This is a genomic window from Mycobacterium persicum (assembly GCF_002086915.1).
Lineage (GTDB): Bacteria > Actinomycetota > Actinomycetes > Mycobacteriales > Mycobacteriaceae > Mycobacterium > Mycobacterium persicum.
In genome coordinates, this window is record NZ_MWQA01000001.1 from 2,366,048 (window position 1) to 2,391,603 (window position 25,556).

Consider the following 25,556-nt stretch of genomic DNA (forward strand, 5'->3'; position numbering starts at 1 on the left):
ACCCAACTCATTGCGGACGGGGCATCGTCAATCTGCGTGCGGATCATCGTGCCTCACATTGATGTTGCGACCGGTCAGCCTCGCTTCCACTTCGGCGAGGGTCAGACCCTTGGTTTCCGGGACGCAGACGCGGACGAATACCAGAAACCCAAGGGAGATTCCAGCGAAGATCAAAAATCCGATCGCGGCACGCGATGGTTGGCCGGGACTGCCCACCAGAATCGGAAACAGCAGGGCTACTACCAAGTTGGCTAGCCAGTTGAGCGCGATTGCGACTGCGCTCCCACGAGACCTGATGCGGGTAGGCAGCACTTCGGCTACCAGTAGCCACCCAATTGGTCCGGCTGAGAACGCATGGCAAGCCGTAAAGGCAAGCATTGCGGCGATCGTTATCGCACCGGATACCGCGGACGGTGACCGCAGCCCGAAGCTTGTCGCGGTGAGCGCCAGAATCATTCCCGTCAGCCCAACCGTAAGTAGCGGGCGCCGGCCATGCCTGTTGATCAGGCTCACCGCTATCACGGTAAAGACGACGTCAATCAATCCAACTGAAAATGAAGCAACTTCGGCGCCAGCATGGCCACCAATGCCAGCCATGGCGAACACCGCAGTGGAGTAGTAGACAACAGCGCAGATGCCAACGAGCACATCCATCAACGACGCCCCCATGGCTAGCATGATGGGCCGAAACAGTGACGGATCGCCGATGACTGAGGCGGGCCGGTCCCGTTCTCGATGCGCAGCAATGATGCTGCGCAACTCGGCGGCGACCTCGTCGCGACGGCGAATCGCCATCAGGACGTCGCGCGCCTGGTGTAGTCGGCCACGGGCAACTAGCGAGTACGGGCTGGATGGAACTCTGGTCATCGTCACGGTTTGCACGGTTGCCGGTATTGCGTTGGCAAGAAACATGATTCGCCACTCGTGGCCACCAAAGCTAAGCAGGGCGCCCACCGTGAACGCCAACAGAAAGCCGCTGGCGATGGAGAATTGGTAGGCGGCCATCATCGGCCCCCGCTTGTCAACGTTAGCTAGTTCCCCAATGTAGCCGGGCGTGACCGCAGTTGTTACGCCCACTGCGACACCGAGAATGAATCGTCCAATCACTATCATCGGGGTGCCGTTCGCTGTTGCTGCTATGACCGAACCGAACGCTGCGACGACCCCAGCGACCCCGAGAACGAGCCGGTGACCGTTGCGTTCGACGGCGCCACCGGCGATGAGGCACCCGACCAAAGCGCCGGCGATCAGGCTGCTGACAACCGTTCCGACGGCTAATCCGGACAGTGAGTATTGCTGCCGGATTGGCCCGATGGCGTCGTTGCTGACCGCGATGGAGTATCCGAAGAGGGTCCCCGCGGATCCACCGATAAGGAAAAGACGCCAACCCAACCCGCCAGACGCGGCGGGAAGTCCGGCCTCGGCCGACTGCCGGCAATGGTGGGCCAGACGCTCGCGGCGGCCCGGAGCGCATCGCTGGCCGGGAAGCGGCGGGCCGTGTCGCCGCGTCCGAATCCGCAGTCGCCAAGCTCGCTCGGCCGCGTCAATGCCCCGCAACCCGGAGACGCCCCCCTGCCGACCACCGTGCGGATTGGGCAGACAAGCACCTCCAACCGGTTCGTAACCGACTTCCTTAATGTCATTCATCTCATGCACCGGTCGGACAAGCCGAAATTTCCTTCTCAATTGTCTGGCGCGCCATCGGACTACGCCCGGCCACGTTTCTGCTCCCAGGTTACCTTGGTCGCCCGAATTCGATATATCCCCCGATCGCCCGATTTTGGGTTCCCCTGATTGGTTTGATCAACCAGCCGATTTAGTTCGGACTTGACTGAATTTCGACGTTGTAGCCTGTCCTTATACGGCGTGACCTGGTGTTTAGGTTGCACGCAGAGCCGTGTAAAATCTTTGGACGCCGATCTGATATTTTTGATCAGTGGTTGCGATGTAAAACGACTGGACATATAACGCGCGCCAGGATGAGGGCGGGCTGCAAGCCCTCGAGTGGCACCCGTAATTGTTATTCGGCGCCGTAACTCCTGATATCGGTGGTCTTTCCGCGACCGCCGTCGGGAATTCGGTCGCGCCGGCCCCAGCGGTCAACGCAAGCTTGGGCCCACCGTGCTCACCTGTGTCCATCCGCCCGCCGAAAGTGAGTTAGCTGAGCCCGGCTTGCGGTCTGAGAAACTGCTGGTTACGAGGATCAGCGCGACTATCTCGAGCTGTGGCCGAAGGTAGCGCATCCAGCCGACTCTCGAATCATGTGAGGCAGCCAGCCGAGCGGTCAGTGCTGCCACGCGCGCGCTGGCTGCGCCGAGCGTTCAGGCACCACTGGCAATGTCACGCGCATTCCTCCTTTTAACGGACCGACGCCCGCCAGACCCCGACCAAGCCCGCCGCAGTAACTTTGTGGATCAGCATCCTCGTGCGGAACTGCACCGCAACCACGATCCATGGACAATCATGGCCGGCGGCGCCGAAGTTACCAGGGGCAAGGCATCCCAATCAGTGGTTCGAAACGGGTCAAACTGCGACCAGGATCCGCCACAGCGGAAGCGACAAGTACAAAATGCCGCGCAATGAGTTGACTATTCGCCACAATGCACCACCTCACGGTGCATCACCAACGGATCTTTCTGCTGGGTAGCGTCACACGACTGTCAAGGTGGATCTACAAGCTCAACGTCGCGCCGGTCGGATCGATAAACCGTTCAGCTCATTCCGATTTGAATCTCGCACCGAGGCAGCAGCTGTTGGCCCTCGCGATTGTTCGTGGGGATGAGCCCCGTTGCGGTCATAATTTCGCTCTAATCATCAACGGGGCGACGTCGACGATGTTCAGACAGCCCTCCGGGGGCAATCTGCGCTACGGGCCGGCGGTGCAATACCGATACCGGTTCATGCGGCGACGCCATCATGCTAGGGGTAACAACATGTGTGTCAATCCTTTTGACAACGAGGGTGCTGCATTCTCGTCATTGGTCAACCGCAGGAAGCAGTACTGGCTGTGGTCAACTTTCGCCGATGTCGCCGCATCCTGGCCAGGCAGTCTCCGGTCCGGATCCTCCCGATGCATTCCGGAGAGCCACTACAAGAGCTGGACCGATATTCGCGCCGAAGGCACTACAAATAAGATTGCCGCAGCATCGCCGAACTGCGAATCAGTACGCCACGCGGATAACATCTTTCGATCCGAGCGTTGACAGTGCGCACCGCCACCGGGCCGAGACCACCATCAGCACTGAAACGCAAGCGCAACGCCAAGTATCCAGTGGGCCTGCGGCCGTATCGCCCGACCGCGACCCATTGCGGTTGCGTCGATACCATGCTGTCCCCCATTCGGCGTACAAGCGATTCCCGCGACTGGGGGAAGCATTTCGCCCCGCGCGGTCCACCATCCGTACGATACCGGGGTATCCCCAACTGGTGCACAATGGTTCAGGCGGGTTGGATACGATGAGGTGCTGCCCCAATGATGCTTTCGCCCACAAGGCTTCTGCGGCAACATCCCTAGCCGAGTGCTTGCCGGGCAGCGATTTTCAACCGGGGCCGGTCGCGAATATCGCGAGTTGCGCCGGCCCAGCCAACGTGGATTCTTCGCGATGAGGATGTAAGGGCATGTCGCAAACCTTGGGGCCCGCTGTCGCATCGATGGTGGGCGCGGATGGGCTCCATTGGACAGCGGCTGCATCGGTCCCAGGAGCGCCAACTTCGCGACGACCGATCCACCGCCCGGCTCGATGTTGCCTGGCCGCACCGTCCGCAGCGTAACGATGCCACGTGCCAATTGGTTTCGGTGCCCAACCAATCGCAGTTGATTCGTCGCCTTCACGTGGGCGTCGAGCATAGACCGACTCGGTCCTCGCTAAAAGCTTTGCAGGAGAACATGAATGTCCCAGCTCACACGCAATCAGCCCTATACCGCCGACTCGGCGCCGCAAGACTGGCCATCCGCACGGACGCGCGAATTGATCCGTGCGGGTGCGCGAATCGCCCTCGATCCCAACCAGGAGTGGCTTGATAGCCTCGACAAAGCGACCCTCGGCAATAATGCAATCATCGCCGAAGACCCGGTCCTTGCGACGGCCGTTCGGCGTGCGAGCCGCGCAAACCTGTTGCATTGGGCGGCGGCAAACGTACGTGATCCGGGTGCACCCGTTGCAGCCAACCTCGGGCCCGAGCCACTTGCCCTTGCTCGAGACTTGGTGCGCCGCGGACTCGATTCGACCGCACTCGAGATCTACCGGGTCGGGCAGGATGTCGCGTGGCGGCACTGGATCGAGATCGTGTTCGGCCTCACCGCCGACCCGGACGAGCTGCGTGAAGTTCTCGTCGTCTCATCGTCGTCGATCAGTGACTTCATCAGTGCTACCCTCGCGGGTATCGCCGCACAGTTGAAACTGGAGCAGAACGAGTTGGCCTGCGGCACCCATGCTGAACGCCGTGAGATCATCGAGTTCATACTTGATGGCGCGGCGATTGGTCAGGAGCATGCTGAAGCGCGATTAGGCTACTCACTGGATCAGCCACACACCGCTGCCATTCTGTGGAGCGACGATTTCGAGGGCGACCACATCTTCCTCGACGGAGCCGCCGTTGCGGTCGGTTACGCTCTCGGTTCAACCCGGGCGCTTACCGTGACCGCCACCGCTGCCACCCGCTGGATATGGGTGGCCGACGCGGTTGACGTTGATGTCGACGCCATCGAAAAAGCGCTGACCACCTGTCCGGGAGCCCGTATTGCCATCGGTCCCAATGCACCCGGGATCGAAGGCTTCCGCCGCAGCCATCTTGACGCGCTGGCCACGCAGCGAATGGTGACGCGCCTGCAGTCACCCCGGCGAATCGCACTCTTCGCCGACATTCAGCTCGTCAATCTGATCACTCAGGATGCCGCTGCAGCAGACGATTTCATCACCAGTACGCTAGGCGACTTCGCCTCAGCTAGTCCCGAGCTGCGCGCGACTCTCCTGACTTACATTCGCCAACAATGCAACGTGTCCCGCGCCGCCAAGCTGCTCTACAGCCACCGCAATACACTGTTACGGCGACTCGAGGCAGCCGCACGCATGCTCCCCCGTCCCCTTCCCCAGTCCTACGTCCATGTGGCCGTGGCCCTCGAGGCGCTGGAGTGGTACGGCAACCACACTAGCCCGCGGTGATGCGGCGCGACCGCTGATTTCGCGCGACTGCGACGGGATTCGGGCGCTCGCACGCCGGGGCGGTGAGCTCAAGCGGGACCACAATGAGATAGCCGAAGCGTGCGGATCACCGCGTGCCCGGTCGGCCATACATTGTCGGATCGAAGTCCGGCGGTAACGATTGGGGCCGGTGACGTGATGACCTTGCACTGACAATGCGCACATCCCCCACATCACGTACCCAACTACCAGGGCTCCAGCGCCCCAAAACCACTGCCCGGCAACATCGTCGGTGCCCACACAGCCGGCAAGAGTACCAACGCCGGTCGGAAACGACCGGCGATCGGCAATCAGGACACACTGGCTCACCGTGGGAGCGGCGGGTATGCGCCGTCTTATTCCAGCGGCGTCGGTTCAGCGCTGCCGGGCCACCAGATCCGATTACCGATGAGGGCCATCGTGGCCGGAGCCAGCACGGAGCGGACGACGCAGATATCGATCAGAAGGCCAGCACCGATTGTAAACCCGATCTGTACCAGCTGGATGACACTGCCGCTCATGAGCGCGAACATGGTGAGTGCGAACACTATGCCTGCTGTGGTGATTACACTGCCGGTCTTCCCAAATCCGCGAATGATCCCGCGTATCATCCCCTCTCGAGACTCTTCCCGAATCCGTGAAGCGAAAAGCATGCTGTAGTCGGCACAGACCGCGATCAGTGCCATGAACGCCACGGGTAGTACGGAGAAGTCGAGATCGATCCCAATGATGTGCTGCCACACCAACACGCTCAGTCCCGCTGCGGATGTGAATGACAACGTCACCATGGCCACCAGCAGGACCGGGGCGAGGATGCTTCGCAGCAGGACCATCAGCACCAGCAGCACCCCCACGATCGCTGCGAATCCAAAGACCGCGAAGTCATGCCACACTTGATCACCCATGTCGGCCGATATGGAGGCGATACCCGTTGTAGCGAACCGGGCATGTTGCAGCGGGGTCCCGACGGCGGCGTGCTGTGCCGTGTACGCCAAAATCCTTGCCGTGTCGCGCGCCTGAGAGCCGTAAGGGTTCGTCTTCCATACCACCACCATTCGGGCGACCTTCCCGTCGGCCGAGAACAGCAGGTTCTCTCCTGCATTGAATGCAGCGTCGGTAAACCCCTGCGGGGGAAGATAAAAGCCATTCCCGCTGCCGGCTGACGTATGCATGCTGAGGCCGCCGAGGTAGTCGGAGGCGTCCTTCAAACCTGCCCCGAGCTGACCGGTGAGGCTGCTCACCATGTCCACCCCGGTCTTGACCTGATCCAGTCCCGTGACCAGCTGGGCCATTCCGCCGGATAGCCGTTCAGCGCCCTGCGATAGCGCGGTTAGCCGTGCGCTGAGCTCAGCCGGCGATTCACCGCCAACTTGCGCCGCCATCGACTGCAGCTGTCCCAACATAGTCTTGAGCAATGGCAATGAGGCCCGGACCTTCTCGATAGCCTCGCGTGGCACCGCAGCCGCCGCTTGCAAGATGGTCAGAGCTCGGCCCACGGCGCCATTCGTCAGCTCGTTCAGATCCGCCAGGTCGGCGCGCCCGCGCATGCACAGCGGGTTGCCGGTGCACTCCGGGGTCGGCTGAGGCGTCAGCATCGGGCCCAGAGCCGCGTTCGCTGAACCGATGGCCGCCACAGCCAGATCATCCTTACTCAACCCATCCAAGACCAGATCCAACAGATGCAGCGACGAATTCAAATCGCCGATTGCTGCGGGCACCGCCATGCGGCCATCCGTCATCGTGGCCAGGGCAGAGCTGGCGGCACCATAACTGTTCAGCATGCTGCGAGCCATCCGCGAAACCTCCGCTACCCCCGAGACCAATTGCGGTAACTGGCTCTTTGCTGACTCAGCACCGTTGAGCAACTGCATTACCCCCTGCCCAAGCCGATCGAGATCGGGGGCCGATTGGCCGATGCGCCGCGAAGCATCACCAAGCCGATCGCTGACCAGACCGACCTGATAGCCGATCGCGGTCTGCTGGGAAGGCGTTCCGAGCGGCCGGGTAATCGATCGTACGAAGGCCACGTCGGGAAGTCGGGCGATGTTTGTAGCGACCACCTCGAGTGCAGCCAGATCGTCTGTGTCCCGCATATCGTGATCTGATCGTATGACCACGAACTCCGGCGCGGCTTCATTATGACCCCAATGCGCAGCGACCTTTTCATATCCGATGCGGCTTTCGGTTTCCCGAAGTTGCATCGAGTTCTCGTCGAAGTTGATCTTGATCGTCGCCAACACCAAGGCGAGCGATATCAGCACAACCAGCGATGTAGCCGTGAGCCAGCCGGAGCGTCGGACGATTCGAGCGCCGATGCGACGCCAACGAAACTCGTTGATAGCACGCGGCTCTGCATAGCCGCGTCGGCCCGCGATCGACAGCAGAGCGTAAGGCAAGCTGATCGATACTGCGAGCGTGATCGCCACAGCGATGGCAACGGGTGGACCCGCCGCTCGGAACAAGCCGATCTTGGTGAGTACCATCGCCGAAAAGGCGACCGCGATCGTGACGGCGGAGGCGATCAGAATTCCCGAAATCCTCCGCCCGGAACGGGTTATCGCGTGGGTCACGGGGAGTTTGCCTCTCCGGCCTTCGTGATAGCTCGCGAGGATGAAGATGGCATAGTCCGTACCGACACCAAGTACCATCGCGGTCATCAAGGCGATGGTGAAATTGGAGACCGTCATGCTGCCCGTTAGACCGAGCACCGAGACGATGGGGCGAGCCACGCCCAGCGAAACCCCGACCGTCAATAACGGGATCGTTGCCAACACCACCGACCGATACACCACCAGCAGCAGCACCCCGATCAACACGATCGATACCGCGGTGATAACCAGAAGTGATCGGTCAATCTCGTCGAACAGGTCCGCCAGTGTTGGCGCAAAACCGGTGTAATAGACATGTACGCCAGGAGGTTTCGGTAGCGATGCCACCATCCTGCGAACGTCGACGATGTTTGCCTTAGCCTTGGCCGAACCAACCTTGCCCGTGCTGGCTACGAACAGGTTGATCGCCTTGCCGTCAGGACTAATGGAGATATCGCGTAGGTTCGCGTTGGAGAAAGTATCGAGGACATAAGCGACATCGTCCTTGTCAGCCCGCAGCGCCTCGATCAGCCGACCGGCGAACGTCTTGTCCGCCTCGTTCAGACCCGCTTCGTCGACGACCACGATGCTGCCAATGGCTGATGATTGTGGGACGCCGAAATCGGCCGACATATCCTGAAGCGTTTGCGCTGCGCGGAGATGGGCCGGCATGAACGGCGCGGAGTCCTCGGCAACCGTCACTTCCAGTTGCGGTATCGAAAGATTCAACACTCCCAGCAACAACACCCAACATCCGATAACCAGCCAGGCGTGTCTGGCGGCGAAACCCGCTACGGTTCCGAAGAACTGGCTCTCGCCGTGTGTCAGGACAGCGTCAACGACTCGCTTGCCCGTCCGGACTAACCGGGGTCGCCGTGGCGTAGGACCGTTGTCGCGCTGGGGCTCTGCAGCGCTTGGTCTTTCAACCTCCGGATGAACATCAACGTGGACCATATGAATACCTTCCGCAGAACGATGCCTGAGCCAGCAACGACTCGGTGCCGCCACAACAAGCGTTGCCGCATCGTCGAAGCGAATCGGGTGATTTGCGCGGCATAACCGCCGCTGGGTCGGTGCCCGCGGATTTCGCAGCGTTGAGTTGAACACTTTCGCGCGGCGATTCGTAATCTATGCAGCGATGTTCACCCTGCGGCCCACGCGAGGTGGCTAACAGGGCCGTGGCAGTCAGCCGATGGCACTCAGAAATTGGCGGCGTGCACTCGCTGGATATGCGTCCAAGACGTCTCATGGTACTCCCGATAAATATGCTTTTCAGAACGGCATCACGGCCGTGCGAAGTTCGTCAGCTGCTATTCACTGGATCCGTTAGAATGACCGGTGATTGCGCGGATGTAGCGTCCAATCTGACGCAATGAGCGGTTCGCTTCTGGCACTAGCGGCGCAGCCAGCTGGAAAACGTGAACTTGACCCGGCCACACGCGTACTTCGGCCGGCACTCCGGCCGCCGCTAGTTTGCCGGCGGCCAGCTGTGCGTCGTAAAGCAGCACCTCCGAACCGGAGACGTGCAAAAGCACGGGCGGCAACTCTGGTTGAATATGATCTAACGGCTCATAGGGTTCTTCGCGCCGGCCGTCGACCGTTTGCTTTGCGGCGGACCTGCCGACAAAAGCAGAAAGCGCATCAAATGCCTTCGCCGTAAGCACTGCGTCGGTTCTGATGTTGGGATGCGACTGCTTGGGCCCCTTGGCCAGCTGCAGCAGCGGGGACATCGCGACCAACGCCGCCGGCTTCTCATCGTCCTGCTGCAGCCGCTGCGCGAGCGCGAGTGCGAGGTAGCCGCCCGCCGAATCGCCGGCCAACACGATCTCTTGCGACCGATAACCGGTTGCTCGCAACCACCGGTAGGCATCATGACAGTCGTCGAGCGCCATGGCGATCGAGTGCTCGGGCAGCAGCCGATAGTTGACCACCAGGACGGGCGCGTCGCCATGTCTCGAAAGTGACTTGACGATCCCGCCATGCGAATTAGCGCCGCAGGTCACGAAGGCGCCGCCGTGCAGATACAGGACCACCCGGCGCGGGTTCCCGGTAGGCCGCACCCCCGGCGCGCAGACAAACTGCGCCGTGGCGTTAGGCAACCGGATTGTGGTCCGGGTGGTACCCGGCTGAGGCGGGATCAGGAACCCGCAGACAGGGTCGATGAGGCGCAGCGGCAGCGGAAGATGCGGGAAAAAGCCCACCACTGTCAGCATCGGCCTGATCGTCATGCGCGACGCCAGCGCCACCAACCGCGCCGCAATACTGGGCCCCGCCTCGACCACCTCGACGGGAAACCCGTCGCCGGCCGGCACCTCACATACCGCGACCGGACGCGCCGCGGCACCATGAAGCGGCGAAGCAGCCTCTTCTGATGAGCCGGATACCCGAGCGAACGCAGTCATACCTAACGCCTTCCACATTGCGCACAACTATTTGCCACACCGACTACGGACTTTGCTGATTGCGATGCTCAGCTGGTTACATGCGGAACAATGCTCACCAGCGCGAGTGGCGCGCCTTTGCGCTGCAGTCATGGTCCGCGGTGCTGGACCTTTAGGGCCGTTAGAAATTGTTTTCCTATACACCGCTACAATGGTCGATGAGCACACGAATCACCATGAGGAAAACCTCCGAGAGATTGGGAATCAGGCATCCGAGACGACCACCGTCGTCGTCGACGGTCCACCCGGGTCACTGCGTACCGAGATAATACGGTGCGGCAATAACCTCTGGATAAAACTATAGCACAATGCTACGTTATTTTGCAATTATGTCCTCGTTACACGGCTATTACGTCGCCATTAGGTGTAGGGCATTTTGACATTCATGCGCCGTCCGAACTATATGCATCGGAAATGTACACCGTCTGGACATTGCCACAGCCTGTATGAGTGGCAATTCGATCTGAATCTGGATGGCTGTCAGACCAACCGAAGAGCGGGGCGCTGCGACGAGGCAGGACGCAGTCGGCGCGATCTACACGCAAAGACAATGGCTCTCAATGGATTTCCAGGTTGCAGGTTGCGCTACGGATCAACGCTGAGCCCTCCTCGCCCCTGATACGCCCGGGACGTACCGAAGGCGTTGGTCAGCAACGCTTTTGAAGCGCTATCGCGACCGGGCCGGCCGCGTTCCCACCGGCTTTGAGCGCGCCAACCCTTCCGTCAATATCGCCGCGAACATCCAACAGCGCCTGACCGTCCGGTTAGTCGTGACTTGCCGGCTGTCAGCGAACGGCCGTCGGGTTGTGCGCCGACGTGGATACGGGATTGGCCGCTAGGGTGTCAACCGAGACCGGCACGACGATTTCGTCATGAACGTGTTCTTGCGCGCTCGTCCGCGATGACTTCGCGGTGATGGGAGCGGCCGGCGTACCCAGGCGCCGCTTATGCCGTGAGAGTCGTTGAAACGAACGCCGGTCCACCTGTTCGGGCCTCGGCCGTGGCGGCTGGCCGCCAAAGGCAGCAGGCGTGCCCAATGAACGGCGCCGGGGTTCGCCGCAGTACCGCCTTTGGACCCGGCGATACGTAGTGAGGCAACCGAGGCGCGTGCACTGGCGCGAGCGACTTCCCGTCTCCCACCCGTCGGCCTCGTGGAGCCGGCCCCGGATGATCCGCCCGGGACGCCTGACACCGCCTCGTCGGCCGGCGCATCGCCAACGTCCAGACACCGATCCAGCCGACACAGGCTGTTGCCCACAGAATTCCGCTGTCGGCGGGTTCAGCACCCGAGGCGCAGTAGGTGTTGTTATGCCGTCGCAGATCTTCAGGGCAAATGAGCAGCCCTCGCCACCAAGCCCGGTCCCTGCCTGCGAGTGGCCGTTACAGCCATCAGGTCTGGGATCTTTTGCCATGGTCACACGCTTTCCTCGATGCTGCCGATCCTGCCGGAAGATGACAATCCCCGACGAGATCGTTGATGCGGTCGATTCACGTCATCCAGGTCGCTGTACCACGTCGACGCTCGCCTTCTCATCGAATAAACAGCACGCCGGTGGCGCGCGCCAGAGTCAAATCGACCCATTCGCTGCGCCAATGTGAGACAACGTGCCCACAGCTCATGTATACCTCGCTTCTACGGGTGTAGAACTTGCACCGCGAGATCCGAGATCGTGACAGAGTGCCACATTACATTCGGCAAATTAGTGACGCCATATGACCGGCCCGCGAGGGCTAATGCAGGTCCATAGAGCCCATGAGCCTGTAGTGAGCGCTCGTTCATTTGTCAATGCATTTTACACAGCAGCCTGCACCACGCTCCGCGGTTCGTTGCGACGCATGTGATTTCTGCAACGTCCGCTACCTCAACCTGGACCAGTCACACATTCCGCGTGTAAACATGTCGGTAATTTGGGGGGTTACGGGTATAGGCGCGTCCAGCGATCGACATGGAGATGACGGAGCCATGGATGCCCATGGATGCCCACGCCGCATACGAACGACAGCCCCGAGACCGGCAATGGGTGTCTGCGCGACGGCGGAACCGTGCCGCGTCCAGCACAACAACGAATTGTCCGGGCACCTGCGATGGCTTATTCCGCTCTTAGCGGGAATAAACCGAAGGTCCGCTGACGCTACGGCCGACCGAGATGTCCCGCCACGCGGGAGAATGGAAATACACGTCGACATACGCGTAGTGGATCCATTCAGACTGGTTGCAGCCGCATGGTCGTGAGCGCAGGCGGCCGTAAGGCCCAAGCACAAAACGGCGTCGAGACAAGGGGCGGCAACTTTAATCATGCCGCCACAACTTATTCTCGGCTCCGCCGTCGCTTCACGCGGGAACAAGCAACTAAAGCGGAGATCGGGCAGTTGGCCAAAGAGGATGTCACACTATTTGATATCAGCGCCCGCCGTCGCCATTACCAGGCAGGGCATGATTCTTCTGTGGCGGTAGGCCATGGCATTCAAGACCGGGTTCCAGGCATGCCGCCAAGTTTTGCCGACAGCCCACCTGAACTGAAGGACGGTGAGACTATCGATCGGCATGGGGAGCAGCCGCAAAGGACGGTACGCGGGTCGCTGGAGCGTCTCGCTTGCTACGCAGCCCAACCTGACAGCGACGTCGGTGTCATCAGGTGCGGGTCGGCGGGTACCCCCTACACCTAGCCTAACGGCGATACCGCGTTGACCGAGAACATCGATTTGGCACATCAGGTCGAAGCGACGGTTGAAAGCTGCGGTTCGACCCTGCTCGCCGATCCACCTGCGGTGCGAAGTCGAATGGGATTCAATCAGCTAACGAAAGCCATCGAGCTCCCGACGGCAGGCATCGGGCGCATGACGACACCAAAATGATCAACTGAAGGAGACGGGTTTGATGTCGACTCGGCGGCGGCAGCTTCTGGTTGCCGGCGTGGCCATGACGGCCGCCGCAGGATTGGCGGGATGCGACGTCGCGGGCCGTCGGTCCGACGATAAGCGGACCCTACGGGTGGGAGCGGCGTTTCCTGATCCGCCCTTCAACGGCATGCCCCTAGGTGGCGGTTTCGACATCGACCTGATGACCGAGATTGCCCGAGCCCTCGGCGCTGAAGCCAGCTTCATCCGCTACGACGGTACCGACTTCAACGGCATCTTCGGTGCGCTCAACGGCGGTGAGTACGACTGCGTCGCGGCCGGGACCACCGTGACACCCGAACGTGAGAAGCAAGCGGCATTCGTTGCGCCGTACCTGATCTCGGGGCAGTCACTGGCCGTCGACAGCGCCCGGCTGCCCAACGTGCACTCCATTGACGACCTGTCTGGACTGACAATCGGCGTCCAGCAGGGCAACACCAGCCAGCCAATCGCCAATCGCCTTGTCGCCGAAGGTCGAGCCGGCGCCGTGCGGGTCTACGACTACGGCGCTGTCCGTTCAGCGATAACCGACTTGACCACTGGCGGCTGCGACGCCTTCATGAAACTAGCCCCAGTGCTGACCGAGCTGGTCAAGCCGGTGCCAGGCGTCGAGGTCGTCCAGCGCACGGGCATATCGGTAGAAAAGATTGCGATCGCGGTCCCCAAGGCAGATCAGGACCTTCTTGAGCGGATCGCCGCCGCGCAGGCCGCGCTGGAGGCGAGCGGAACCCTGCCACGACTCCGGCAGCGATGGCTCGGCAATCCCAATACGTACCAAGCGTAACCGCGCCACACCTCGCTGCACGTATCCGGCCACTTCTGGGGTTGCACCACGGGATAGTTCACTGACTCGTGGCACAAGTCAGCCATTCGCTTGGATAATCCTTTCCAGCCCAGCCTTATAGGCGAACAGACTATGACGCCACAGTGGGTCGATCGACCCACCGCTGTCGACCTCAATCGCCCGGCCCACGTGTTTGTAGAACAACGGCGGCAGGTATGGCACCAGATCAAGGAAGTTCACCACCCGATAGCAGCTCGTGACTGCCTGATTGAAAGCCTTTGCGAAGTCACGCAACCCTGCGATAGGTCCTGCGAAGGTCATGGCGTTGGGTCTTATGTTGGGCGTCATGTTGTGGAAGATATCGGGCGCAGCAAGCACCGCAAGCGCTGCGCCAAGGCTGTGCCCCGTAACGAGAATCTTGTCGCAGCCCGTAGCCGCGTTGGCGATGTTGTTGACGACGCTTTCGCGAACCAGCTGGTAGACAGTCTGAAAGCCCGAATGTACATACCCGAACCCGTCTACCGGTTCGTAAGGTTCAGGTATTGCGCCCAAGTCGGTGATCACGTCGTCAAACGTGATGGTACCGCGGAAGGCCACGAAGGCGGTACGGGTTGATGCATTGCGGCCTATCAGCCCAAATATGTTGGCATTGAAGGCCAACTGCGTCACCTCGGGTTGCTTTGCGGCTTTCTTTCCAGCGGTAATGGCGTCGACCTTGATCAACGCAGTCTGAACAAATCCCGGCGGAAGGGGCACGTTGTTGCAGTCTGTTACCGAGTAGGCGGCCAAGCACAAGGGTAGCGGCACGTCCAGAGCAAATCGCGGATCAAAACCGTTGACAATACCGGAATCCGGCCCGGTCGCATGGGCGGTGTTCATCAGCGGCGTAGCCCACGGCGCGAGAAATCCAACACCACCGAACAACCCTGCGCCAATCGAGAATTGCCGACGCGAGAGTTCCCCACGCAGTCCGTCTTTCACCGAACGCCTTTCCTAGCTTGACGACTCATACATCCCGCGGACGGGCAGGCACACGCTACCGACATCTTCGGCCCTGCGGCCCGAGCCGTTGTTCGTCTGTCATCAACCTGAGACCTGCTCGTTCCATGGTCAGACCGAACGACACAGGGGTCTGGCCAAGATTAAATTTGTTGTAGCGCAACGCGATACCTGACGTGGTGCGCTTGACAGCTCCTCGAGCAAGCGCAGGCGAGATTCAGATCACGCATAACTGGTGTCCCGGGCTCCTGGCAGACCTCTAGAGCCGCATTCCCCTTCAATATCACCAACATCTTTTAGGAACCAACGGGTTACGCTCCGCTGCCGACACTGCCGGCGATACACACGGGCGGCGGGATATTCACGGAGCGGGCCTGGGTCGTTGCGGCGTCACAACGCACCTCCGGACACTGATGCAGATTGTCGCAGTGTCGCGGCGACATGGGAATAGGTGCACACAGCACGCAACCGCAGCTGATCATCCGGGGCGCTTTGCCTCGTAGGAGCGGATTAGTTGAGCTGGTTTAACCCTGGCAACGACTCCGTAGCTGGTGTTCACTACTTCTGGAGCGTCTCGAAACCCGATAGGGCGCGGTAGATTACGCTCTCCACATGGTGTTGACCAGTGCTACCCTTTTTCCGATGCTGATTAACGTTCGCCTCAAGGAGGAATGCGGGTGACATTGCGGATCCTGCAGCGCACATGGCATAGACCACCAGCACGCTGGTACGACGCAACGGAGCTGGTGCGTTGCCTTCGCAGGAATGCCCAAGGACATGGCCTCCAGCCACCCACAGTGTTGCCCATCTACTCAGCGCACCAACAGTTGTCGACTCCACCGCCGGACAAGCGGTGGCCCACTGCCATTCCAACGGCTTCTACATATCGTTATGGGAGATATGGGGCGCCTTGCTCCACTGCGTACCGCTGCTCACCACCGAACGCGTCAATGTCTTGAACCCGACCCCTGCAGCTGCGGCGGCTTTGGCACGGCCGAGCTGGTGGACCGGTGGGCAGCCGAGCGGCCAATGATCAACGCATACGGTCCGACCGACACCACGATCTAACGCATCGATGCGCAGGTATTGCGGCCGGGGCGGGTGTCTTCCGATTCGGCTACCGGTCGCCTGGGCCGCGCCGAAGGGCCAGGCCACCAACCCGTCAATGAGAGCTTCAGCACCGCCGGTGAGCCCGCCGGCATCAGTGGAGTCGTGTAGTACCGCACCGACGTCTATGACGCCGCCACCGTCGAGGCCTTAGCCACCCGGTTGAAAAGTCCGCCATCGGCAGTAGTTGTTGTTGCTCCGCAGCAGCGGGTAATCTTCGATCGACATTTGCCACGAAGGTTTGGCGGGCGGCTTTCACCGTCGGCTGGTTGCGTTCGCGGGCACGCCTGCCAGCGTCGCTCAGCGAATTCTCAACTGATTCTTCGCAACCGCCTGGGCTGATTCAAAGAATTTCCGTACCCAGCCGCCTCAACATGGGCATCATGACGTCGTCGCTGGGTGAGCCACTGTCCACGAGCGTGATCGAACGCTATCTGTACAGCCGCGGCAAGCGGTACTTCCGCGGCCGGCATGACGGTGAGTTCTTCTTCGTCGCAAACGCTTACCCGCGAAGATTGCACATCCACCTGGAGATCTCGCACGAGCATCCGGACGTATTCACCATCCGGGTCACTCCCGCATACTTTTTCCCGGCCGCAGACCAGGCCCGGCTGGCGCGGTTCGCACACCTGTGGAACGACCGGAATCGCGCAGTGACCGCAACCATGCACGCGTCTTCCGATCCGCAGCGCGTCGGCGTGACCGCCGTTAATTCCCAATGGATTCCAGGTCTTATCCGGTTCAACGAGTTCGCGGATTCCGTCGACCGCGTCCTGGATTCGGCGGTGGATCTTTTCGGCGAGCTGGAACCCATCCCGCCGTTGCTGCTCGATACCGGCTGAGGCTCATGGATCGTGGGAACTTGTCAATTATTGCGATTATTCGTCTGTTTTCGGTGCGCTCGCGTACGGTGCGGAAACGCCTTTAGTTTGCGCTGACCGCTGCTACCGGACCTGGGTTATCAACCCCGGCTGGCCAAGCCCGCACGGCCGCCGACCCGATACCCGGGCCCTCATCAAGGTCCCCGCCGACTTGAGCTCGAGCCAAGTCGGGCAGTGCGTGCTCGGTTTCGGCCGGCATGTGTCGTGTGACCGGACCACTATGCACAACAACAGGTTCAGGTGCGTCGTGCACGCCGGCATCTCAGCCTGGGTGTCAGGCCACCAGCACCGCGTCCAGCACCGAATAGAACAGACCCAGACCGTCGTCGGACGGACCGGTCAACGCCTCGATCGCGTGTTCAGGGTGGGGCATCAACCCGACCACCCGACCGTTGGCCGAGCTGATGCCGGCAATGTCGCGCAGTGAGCCGTTGACGTTGTCGTGGTACCGAAACACTACCCGCCCCTCACCTTCCAATTCGTCCAGCACTGCCTCGGGTGCCACATATCGGCCCTCACCGGACTTCAGCGGCACCAGTACGTCGGCATCCGGTTCGAAACGCGATGTCCAGGCCGTCGACGTCGACGCGACCCGCAGCCACACGTCACGGCAGACGAAGTGCAACCCCACATTGCGGGTGAGGGCGCCCGGCAGCAACCCCGCCTCACAGAGCACCTGAAATCCGTTGCAAATACCCAAAACCGGCATACCGCCCGCGGCAGCGGCCACCACCTCGCCCATCACCGGTGCGAAACTGGCGATCGCACCCGCGCGCAGATAATCGCCGTAGGAGAAGCCGCCGGGAACCACGACCGCGTCGACTCCCTTGAGGTCGGCGTCCGCGTGCCAGAGGCTCACGGCCTCGGCGCCCACCTGCCGTACCGCGCGCGCGGCGTCCACGTCGTCGAGCGTGCCCGGAAACGTGATGACCCCGATCCGAGCTGTCACTGCGGGTCCCGGCTGATCGTCCAATCCTCGATGACCGTGTTCGCCAGCAGCGATTCGGCGATTTCGGCCAGCGTGGAGTCGTCGACGGAATCGTCGACCTCGAGTTCGAACCTCTTGCCCTGCCGCACATCCGAGATTCCGGCATGACCGAGCCGGCGCAACGCACCAACGATTGCCTGACCCTGCGGATCGAGAATCTCCGCCTTGGGCATGACATGCACGACCACCCGCGCCACCGGCGCTCCTCCTCAGATCCGATTGCTCGGGCCCAACTCTACCGGCGGCAGCTGCCGCGCCGTGTCCCAGGCGCGCTGAGGCTACTCCCCGCAGTACGTGGCCTCGACCGTCTGCTCGCCGAGAACCTTCATTTCTTTGATTCGGAGCTGGTCGGCCAACCCCTTTTCCTCAATGACCGATTGCAGGCGATCGTAGAAGTGCCGTACCAGCGCTTCGAAGGTGGGCGAAAAGTCCACCGTGCACAATTTCAGCCCGCCCTTGCGGGCCACCGCGGCGATGTCCTCGTATAGCGGGTCCTTCCTGTCCACCACGAACGCGTGGTCGACCTCGTCGAGGATCGGCCGGAATGCATTCTCGAGTAGATCGGTGTCCAGGAGGAAGTATTGTTCGTCAAGACTGTCTCCGGTGAGGGTCACCGAGACAAAGATCGTATGTCCGTGCAGGTTGGCACATTTGTTCGCCACCAATTCGGGAGTGTAAAGCTCACTGCCGCCTCGGCTGGTACGCATGTCGTGAGTCCAGGTGCGGTGACCCATTTCCAGACGGATGGTTTGTTTGATCGTATACGGCATAAACTACTCCCTGGCTGTGATCGACGCATGACTTGGCTAATTGAGACCGTAGCTGGCCTTGAGTGTCGACGCGCATTGGAGTTCCACCCGTCTCAAGACGCAACCCGAAAGTCTGAGCTGGCTGTTCACCCTTTGATAGATATGCTCGACGAGCCCCTCGATAGTGGGATTGAAATCGACCGTATACACCTTGTCCGCAACGTCTGCCAGCTCACAGACCTTGAGGAAGTCGTCGTATATCGGGTCTTGGTCCCAGATAATGAAGGAATGGTCCAGGTCGTTGATTATCGGCTCGACTATGACGGCTAGCTCATTGGTATCGAAAACGGTCTTCATATCATCCAACTGGTCCCCATATTCAAGGACCAGTCTTAGCTGCCAGGTATGGCCGTGGATGGTTTCTTCTTTTTTGTAGTTGAAGCCTAGAGAACGATGGCCCGCATCGAACCTAAAAGTCTTCTCGATCGTATGGCTCATGGTTCGACACCTCCGGAGCGCAAGCTAAGACGTAGCTAGGATTGTCGAGCTGTGAAACGACCTCCCGTCAGCGTCACGGAGTGAATATTAGATCCCCTTCCAGGTAAGGCCAAGACCTTGGGTCAAATCCATCGACGTGGCGCGGCAGGGCATCCCGTGATTCTTGACTTCGTGGTTTAGCCTGAATCCACCGTTGGAGCCGCGGGGTGTGTGCCGGTTAAATTTTTGATCTTGATTTGGTTTGCCACAATCCACCGATAGACCCGAGTGGCGTGTCCCGTTGAATATTTGATCTTGATTTGGGGTCGAGGCATAACTATGCCGCCGCTCTGCCCAGCTATTACTGTCGATTCCTGGTGGTCGGAGTCGGTCGTGCCCGTCCACCACTGGCTGGTCGACCGATTGCGTTGTGCCACAGCACAACACCGGGCTCGACGTAGGTCCCGGCGACCACCGCCCGCGACGGCCCCAAGTCGAGCCCTCGACCGCCATGCCCCCCAGCGATAGTGCGGGCGCTCGCGGCTCAACCTCACGCGACGCCGCTGGCGCCTGCCGTCCCGCCGGTACCGACTCCGTTGCCGCCCCGGGCCCCGCCGCTGCCGCCCGCGCCGCCTAGACCGCCGTTGCCCCAGAGTCCGGCTGACCCACCGTTGCCACCGGGCTGGCCCGGGGCGCCGGGCTGGCCCGGGGCGCCGGGCGCGCCGTCGCCGCCGCTGCCGAACAACCAGCCGCCGTCGGAGCCGTTGCCGCCCGGCGTGGTGGCGTTGGCGCCGTTGCCAATCAGCGGGCGAGACAGCAGCGTCTCCAGCGGCGACGCGCTCGCGACCTCGGCGGCGGCATACGAGCCAGCACCGGCGCTGAGGGTTTGCACAAACTGGTTTTGGAACGCTGCGACCTGTTTCGCCAATGCCTGATAGCCCTGGCCGTGCCGGGAAAACAGGGCGGCGATGGCCGCCGAAACCTGGTCGCCGGCCGCACTGACCAGCGCAGTCGTCGAAGCTGCGGCTGCCGCGTTCCGCGCGGCCAACGAGGCGCCTATCCGCCCAACATCGACGGCCGCCGCCGCCACGATCTGGGGCACGACAAGTACGTGCGACATCCGGCGCCTCGCAGCCGCGCCCGGCATCATCGATGCAATCCGTATCAGTAGGACGGGATCGTAGCTCGATTCTGGGCAGCTCGTTTGATGTTGCGGCGAATGCGCGATAAGCGCCCCGGAGCCCCGCCACATGTCACCATTAAATTCAATGAGACACATTTTTGAGTTCTATTATGCTTTACGTCGATGGCACATAACGGAATCTCAACAGCCACTCAGAGCGCTACTGATCTGCAGTGCGGCTGTTGGCGCGGCGGCGCCGCGAGCGGCGTCGCCGCGGCACTGCGGAACAGTCACTAAGTTGAATTCTTTTGCCACGGCACTGCCATAAGGCTGGGCACGCCGCCGCCTGCCCTGCTGCTGCCGCACCCTGCGGCAATACCGGGGGCACCCAGCCGGTAGCATCTTCGCGCCGTGATATATGCCGCCGAACTGGTTTCACGTTTTGGCGAAACCTGTTGTCCGACGGGGATTCTCGCGCCAGCGACGATCGCCGCCGGCGCCGCGCCGGGTGCGCTGGACTATTCGCCTTCGCCGCTGTAGGTGGCCTCCACCGTCAGTTCGCCGAGCACCTTCATTTCCTTGATTCGGAGCTGGTCGGCCAACCCCTTTTCCGCGATAACGGCCTGCAAGCGGTCATAAAAGTGCCGCACCAGACCTTCGAATGTGGGCGAAAAGTCCACCGTGCATAGCTTGAGGCCCCCCTTGTGCACCACCGCGGCGATGTCCTCATAGAGCGGGTCGTGCCGGTCGACCACGAAAGCGAAGTCGAACTCGTCCAGGATCGGCCGGAATGCCTGCTCCAGCAGGTCGGTGTCCAGGAGGAAATACTGCTCGTCAAGACTGTCCCCGACCAGAGTCACGGAAACAAAGATCGTGTGGCCGTGAATGTTTGCACATTTATTGGCTATCAAATCCGGTGTGTAAAACTCACTGCCCCCTCTACTGGTGGGCATGTGATGGCTCCAGGTGCGGTGGCCTATTTCAACCCGGAATGTTTGTTTGATGGTGTACGGCATAACTTGCTCACTGATTCCTTCCATGGGATGCGCAGGGGCGCAAGTTGTTTGATTCAATCGGGGGCCGGTACGTCAATGCGAATAACCTCCGGCATGCCTGAAACGTGCAGTCGGCGAATTAAAACGCCAGTTACCTCCGATCATCGATACGCGGGGATGACCTTTTCGATAGTGCAGTCGAAATCAACGCAGTGATACTAGATGCACGTCGATACGAGGCGCGGCAGCGCCCCGATAAGTAAGCGTCAATTCCGTTCAGGAAACCAGGATGAGCCGGTGGCCACCCAGCTCTGCCAGCCGGCGTTGCGCCTGCCCGTCGGGATCGCGGGCGGCTTCGCTCATGGGCGTCGTCGCGCTGATATCGAAGGGCGCACCGGCATTGGCGGACCCGGCCCGGGCCCGACGCGCCGCGTCGAAGAACTGCCCGATCCGCGGGTGATCAAGGCGTACGTTGACGCCATCGCATCGCGCACCGGCTACCGAGGCCAGGGCGACGCTATTGACTCCGAGCAGCACCGGCGGGCGGGGCGACGGCAACGGAAAGCCTGCCCATTTGTCGGCTCGATGCGGGTCCCACAGGACGTCGCAAAGATCCAGCACACCGCAAAGGTGATCGTGGCGCTCCCGCATCGAATGGTGCAGCGGGAAATCGAGCAGCTCATGCTCTACCGCCCAGGGACTACCCGGGGCGGCGCCGGCGCCAAGGCCGAACATGAAGCGGCCGCCGCTGATCTCTTGCACTGAGGCTGCCGCAGCGACCGTCACCCCTGGGGGCCGGTTGGCGGCATTCACCACCAGGGTGCCGATACCTATCACGGACGTGGCTGCCGCCAAGGCACCGGCCAGCGAGAAGCATTCCAGCATTCGGGGACTCGATAGCACCGCACCCGACATGTGGTCATAAACCCACGCGGCGCCATACCCCTCCGCTTCGGCCCGCAACACGTTGTCTCGCAGCTCTGGCCAGGTGTGCGTCGCCGCACTGTAGACAACGTCGAGTCTCAACATGAGCCGACCCTACCGTGTGCCGGATCGGCATGCAGCAAACTAATTGCGCCAGGCCGAATCCCGGGTCCGCGCCCGTTGCGTCACGGCCACCTCTGGCCGTGCCCGTCCGGCTGCGACGCAAAACATCCTCGGGGGATGCGCATCGCTACGGACCGCGTCGGGGCACAATCGTGGACATGCAACTGACGCATTTCGGCCATTCCTGCCTGCTTGCCGAGTTCGGGCGCACCAGCGTGCTTTTTGATCCCGGCACCTTCGCGCACGGCTTCGAGGGGATCACCGGCCTGGCGGCAATCCTGATCACCCACCAACATCCCGATCACGTCGATGCGGCGCGGCTGCCTGCGCTGCTCGAGGGCAACCCGGACGCGGCGCTATATGCGGATCCGCAAACCGCCGCGCAGCTGGGCGCGCCGTGCCGGGCGGTACACGTCGGCGACGAACTGGTGGTCGGCGGGCTGACCATCCGGGCCGTGGGCGGTCGGCATGCGGTGATCCATCCGGAAATTCCTGTGGTGGAAAACATTTCGTATCTGGTCGACGACGGTGACCGTCGCGCCGCCCTGATGCACCCCGGTGACGCGCTGTTCGTGCCAGACGAGCCGGTGGACGTATTGGCGACTCCGGCCGCCGCGCCGTGGATGAAGATCTCCGAGGCGGTGGATTATCTGCGTGCGGTCGCACCGGCTCGGGCGGTGCCGATCCACCAGGGGATCATCGCTCCCGACGCACGCGGCATCTACTACGGCCGGCTCACCGAAATGACCGACACCGATTTCCAGGTGTTGCCGGAAGAAAACGCGGTCGCCTTCTAGGGCCTGTTGAAGCTCGCCGCTACGTGATGTCCGTGGCGACTCCGCGACCGGCGGCCCGGCCGGAGAAGATGCAACCACCCAGGAAGGTGCCCTCGAGCGCCCGGTAACCGTGTACGCCGCCCCCGCCGAATCCGGCAGCCTCGCCGGCCGCATACAGCCCGGTCAGCGGGGTGCCGTCGGATTTGAGGACCCGCGCGTCCAAGTCGGTTTCGATGCCGCCCAAGGTCTTTCGGGTCAGGATGTGAAGCTTGACGGCAATCAACGGGCCCGCCTTGGGATCGGTCAACCGGTGCGGCGCCACCACCCGCCCCAACCGGTCGCCCCAGTAGCTGCGGGCTGCGCGAATCGCGGTGATCTGACCGTCTTTGGTGAACTTGTTGGCCACCTCACGATCGCGTGCCGTGACGGCGGCTTCCACCGTCTCGTAATCCAGCGGATCGACCTCGGGCAACTCGTTCATGGCGGCCACCAATTCAGGCAACGAGTCGGCGCTGACGAAATCCACGCCCCGGTCGATGAAAGCCTGCACCGGTTCCGGTGGTCCGGACCGAATCCGCGACCGCACCAGCTGACGCACACTTCGTCCGGTCAGGTCAGGGTTCTGCTCCTGACCGGACAGGGCGAATTCCTTCTCGATGATCTTGGCGTTCAACACAAACCAGGTGTAGTCGTAACCGGACTGGGTGATGTGCTCGAGGGTGCCGAGCGTGTCGAAACCGGGATACAACGGTACCGGCAACCGATTTCCCGCCGCATCCAGCCACAGCGAGGACGGGCCGGGAATGATCCGGATGCCGTGGTCCGGCCAAATCGGGTCGTAGTTGGTGATGCCCTCGGTGTAATGCCACATCCGGTCGGGGTTGATCACGCGCGCCCCGGCTTTTTGGGCGATGCCGATCATCCGGCCGTCGACATGTGCCGGCACCCCGCTGAGCAGCTGCTTGGGGACGCGCCCCATCCGCTTCGGCCAATTCTTGCGCACCAGATCGTGATTGCCGCCGATGCCACCGCTGGCCACGATTACCGCCGACGCACGGAATTCGAACTTGGCCAACGCTTTTCGTGACGACGGCACGCCGCGCGGTTGGTCCGACGGCTCCAACACGGTGCCCCGGACGCCCGTCACCGCGTCACCTTCGACGATCAGCCGGTCAACCTGGTGCCGGTGTGCGAAGCGCACGTTCGGGCGGTCCCGCAGTTGACGGGCGAAGATCTCGACCAGGGCGGGTCCGGTTCCCCAGGTGATGTGAAACCGCGGGACCGAATTGCCGTGGCCCTGCGCGTCGTAACCCCCACGTTCGGCCCAGCCCACCAGCGGGAAGATCTTCAGTCCGCGGGCCCGCAGCCAGCTGCGCTTCTCCCCTGCCGCGAAATCGACATAGGCATGGGCCCATTGTTGCGGCCAATGGTCTTCGGGCCGATCGAAAGCCGCCGTCCCCAGCCAATCCTGTAATGCGAGCTCATGGCTGTCGCGGATGCCCAGCCGGCGCTGCTCCGGGCTGTCGACGAAAAACAGGCCGCCGAACGACCAGTACGCCTGCCCGCCCAGGTTGGCGCTATTCTCCTGATCGACGATCAGCACATGCAGGCCGCGGTCCGCCAGCTCACAGGCGGCGACGAGGCCGGCCAGGCCAGCTCCGACGATGATCGCGTCAGCCGTAAACCCGTCCGACACAGGCCCCGAACCTACTGAAGCATCACTCATGTCGGTACAGGGTAGTGCCACCGCTCACGGCGGCAGACTTTACGGCTGGGCGGGCGGGCGTCAGCTAGGCGGCGTCGAGCACAGCTCTATTGGGCCGCCATTGGTACACCGTCGGTGTGCAACCGTGCATCATCGACAGGTCGATGGCATCCAGCATGGCCTGGCGCGGACCGGACTTGGACAATTGCCGCGCCGAAACGGCGACGCGCACCACGCCGCCGCGCCGCGCGATGCGTTCGGCCGATAGCACCACCATCCGGCACCACCACGGCTCGGTCAGGAAGCTCTCACCGATGCCCAGTATTCGGGCACGCACCGTGTTCTTGCGGACCAGGTCGGTGATCCCGTGATAATCCGCAAGCAACCGAAAACCGTTTCCCGGCAATGCCTTGACGACCCCCGGGGACACCACCCAGCCCGGCGCCGCAAACAGCCGGGTACGCAGCCCCAGGTGTTCGAGCACCCGGTCGGCGGCCATCACCCGCAGGTTGGCCTCGTGGGCAAGCAGCGTCGCGAATTCGCCGCGCCGTTTCTTGGTTGCGGCTTCGTCGTAGCCGTGCAGTACCAGGGCGTCGCCGCCGGCACGCCGGGCGGCCAGCCACTCGACGGTGCGGGGGTCCCGGTCGAGGCGGTAGTCACCCTTGAGTCGCGGAGCAACCAGCAGCGACACCGGCACCGAACGGGCATCCATCTCCGCGCAGAATGCCTCGACACCGGCCAGGGTGCGCTCACCTATCCCCGAGACCGAGACGATCAGTTTTCCAGACACACGTTCAGTTTGCCGATGCCAGGTTTCC

The 25,556-nt window shown here is 61.9% G+C and carries 19 protein-coding genes; 6 read left to right on the forward strand and 13 right to left on the reverse strand.

Annotated elements, in window-relative coordinates; translation table 11 throughout:
• Positions 1 to 27: 27 nt before the first annotated feature.
• On the reverse strand, positions 28 to 1,647 hold the full coding sequence (locus B4U45_RS10675) for a sugar porter family MFS transporter (protein WP_082275440.1): 1,620 nt from the start codon (positions 1,645 to 1,647) through the stop codon (positions 28 to 30).
• A 1,286-nt stretch (positions 1,648 to 2,933) separates the two neighbouring features.
• Between B4U45_RS10675 and B4U45_RS30375 the strand changes: the two genes are divergently transcribed.
• Positions 2,934 to 3,203: an MbtH family NRPS accessory protein gene (locus B4U45_RS30375; protein WP_162877649.1), complete on the forward strand. Its 270-nt coding sequence runs from the start codon at positions 2,934 to 2,936 to the stop codon at positions 3,201 to 3,203.
• Between the two features lie 687 nt (positions 3,204 to 3,890).
• On the forward strand, positions 3,891 to 5,162 hold the full coding sequence (locus B4U45_RS10685; RefSeq protein WP_075547456.1) for an Rv1453 family transcriptional regulator: 1,272 nt from the start codon (positions 3,891 to 3,893) through the stop codon (positions 5,160 to 5,162).
• Between the two features lie 374 nt (positions 5,163 to 5,536).
• Here B4U45_RS10685 and B4U45_RS10690 read toward each other — a convergent pair whose 3' ends face one another.
• Together B4U45_RS10690 and B4U45_RS10695 are read right to left on the reverse strand one after the other, a co-directional pair.
• Entirely contained in the window at positions 5,537 to 8,596 is a 3,060-nt protein-coding gene (locus B4U45_RS10690) for an MMPL family transporter (protein ID WP_075547486.1), read from the reverse strand.
• Between the two features lie 482 nt (positions 8,597 to 9,078).
• Positions 9,079 to 10,170: an alpha/beta hydrolase fold domain-containing protein gene (locus B4U45_RS10695; protein ID WP_075547485.1), complete on the reverse strand. Its 1,092-nt coding sequence runs from the start codon at positions 10,168 to 10,170 to the stop codon at positions 9,079 to 9,081.
• Positions 10,171 to 12,894: 2,724 nt separating this feature from the next.
• Between B4U45_RS10695 and B4U45_RS10700 the strand changes: the two genes are divergently transcribed.
• Both B4U45_RS10700 and B4U45_RS10705 read left to right on the forward strand, forming a co-directional pair.
• A complete protein-coding gene (locus B4U45_RS10700; protein ID WP_158006347.1) occupies positions 12,895 to 13,065 on the forward strand; it encodes a hypothetical protein in 171 nt (56 codons plus the stop codon).
• Between the two features lie 64 nt (positions 13,066 to 13,129).
• Positions 13,130 to 13,891, forward strand: a complete 762-nt coding sequence (locus tag B4U45_RS10705) for an ABC transporter substrate-binding protein (protein WP_082275445.1) — start codon at positions 13,130 to 13,132, stop codon at positions 13,889 to 13,891.
• Positions 13,892 to 13,969: 78 nt separating this feature from the next.
• On the opposite strand, the gene B4U45_RS10710 is transcribed toward B4U45_RS10705, so the two are convergent.
• Positions 13,970 to 14,872, reverse strand: a complete 903-nt coding sequence (locus tag B4U45_RS10710; RefSeq protein ID WP_240316513.1) for a lipase family protein — start codon at positions 14,870 to 14,872, stop codon at positions 13,970 to 13,972.
• 1,508 nt (positions 14,873 to 16,380) lie between these two features.
• Between B4U45_RS10710 and B4U45_RS10715 the strand changes: the two genes are divergently transcribed.
• Positions 16,381 to 16,839 (forward strand): hypothetical protein, encoded by a 459-nt coding sequence (locus B4U45_RS10715; protein ID WP_089025188.1) that lies wholly within the window; start codon positions 16,381 to 16,383, stop codon positions 16,837 to 16,839.
• A 313-nt stretch (positions 16,840 to 17,152) separates the two neighbouring features.
• On the opposite strand, the gene purQ is transcribed toward B4U45_RS10715, so the two are convergent.
• The 7 genes from purQ to B4U45_RS10750 all read right to left on the reverse strand — a co-directional run bounded on the left by purQ (position 17,153) and on the right by B4U45_RS10750 (position 22,239).
• Entirely contained in the window at positions 17,153 to 17,827 is a 675-nt protein-coding gene (purQ, locus tag B4U45_RS10720) for a phosphoribosylformylglycinamidine synthase subunit PurQ (RefSeq protein WP_083154892.1), read from the reverse strand.
• On the reverse strand, positions 17,824 to 18,063 hold the full coding sequence (gene purS / locus B4U45_RS10725; RefSeq protein WP_075547452.1) for a phosphoribosylformylglycinamidine synthase subunit PurS: 240 nt from the start codon (positions 18,061 to 18,063) through the stop codon (positions 17,824 to 17,826). Before purS ends, purQ begins: the two co-directional genes overlap by 4 nt.
• A gap of 81 nt (positions 18,064 to 18,144) precedes the next feature.
• The gene (locus B4U45_RS10730; RefSeq protein ID WP_075547451.1) at positions 18,145 to 18,636 is read right to left on the reverse strand and encodes a 6-pyruvoyl trahydropterin synthase family protein; all 492 of its coding nucleotides are present in this window, start codon (positions 18,634 to 18,636) and stop codon (positions 18,145 to 18,147) included.
• Positions 18,637 to 18,672: 36 nt separating this feature from the next.
• Positions 18,673 to 19,113, reverse strand: coding sequence for a 6-pyruvoyl trahydropterin synthase family protein (locus tag B4U45_RS10735; RefSeq protein ID WP_075547450.1), 441 nt, complete (start codon positions 19,111 to 19,113; stop codon positions 18,673 to 18,675).
• A 529-nt stretch (positions 19,114 to 19,642) separates the two neighbouring features.
• Positions 19,643 to 20,212 carry a PE family protein gene (locus B4U45_RS10740; protein ID WP_075547449.1) on the reverse strand — a complete coding sequence of 190 codons (570 nt, stop codon included), beginning with the start codon at positions 20,210 to 20,212 and terminating at the stop codon, positions 19,643 to 19,645.
• A gap of 521 nt (positions 20,213 to 20,733) precedes the next feature.
• A complete protein-coding gene (locus B4U45_RS10745; protein ID WP_023368109.1) occupies positions 20,734 to 21,255 on the reverse strand; it encodes a 6-pyruvoyl trahydropterin synthase family protein in 522 nt (173 codons plus the stop codon).
• A 231-nt stretch (positions 21,256 to 21,486) separates the two neighbouring features.
• Positions 21,487 to 22,239, reverse strand: coding sequence for an LLM class flavin-dependent oxidoreductase (locus tag B4U45_RS10750; protein WP_075547447.1), 753 nt, complete (start codon positions 22,237 to 22,239; stop codon positions 21,487 to 21,489).
• A gap of 176 nt (positions 22,240 to 22,415) precedes the next feature.
• On the opposite strand from B4U45_RS10750, the gene B4U45_RS10755 reads away from it, so the two are divergent.
• On the forward strand, positions 22,416 to 23,054 hold the full coding sequence (locus B4U45_RS10755) for an MBL fold metallo-hydrolase (protein WP_075547482.1): 639 nt from the start codon (positions 22,416 to 22,418) through the stop codon (positions 23,052 to 23,054).
• Positions 23,055 to 23,073: 19 nt separating this feature from the next.
• On the opposite strand, the gene B4U45_RS10760 is transcribed toward B4U45_RS10755, so the two are convergent.
• The gene (locus B4U45_RS10760; RefSeq protein WP_089025187.1) at positions 23,074 to 24,780 is read right to left on the reverse strand and encodes an FAD-binding dehydrogenase; all 1,707 of its coding nucleotides are present in this window, start codon (positions 24,778 to 24,780) and stop codon (positions 23,074 to 23,076) included.
• A gap of 43 nt (positions 24,781 to 24,823) precedes the next feature.
• Positions 24,824 to 25,528, reverse strand: a complete 705-nt coding sequence (locus B4U45_RS10765; protein ID WP_075547445.1) for a DUF2334 domain-containing protein — start codon at positions 25,526 to 25,528, stop codon at positions 24,824 to 24,826.
• Between the last annotated feature and the right edge of the window lie 28 nt (positions 25,529 to 25,556).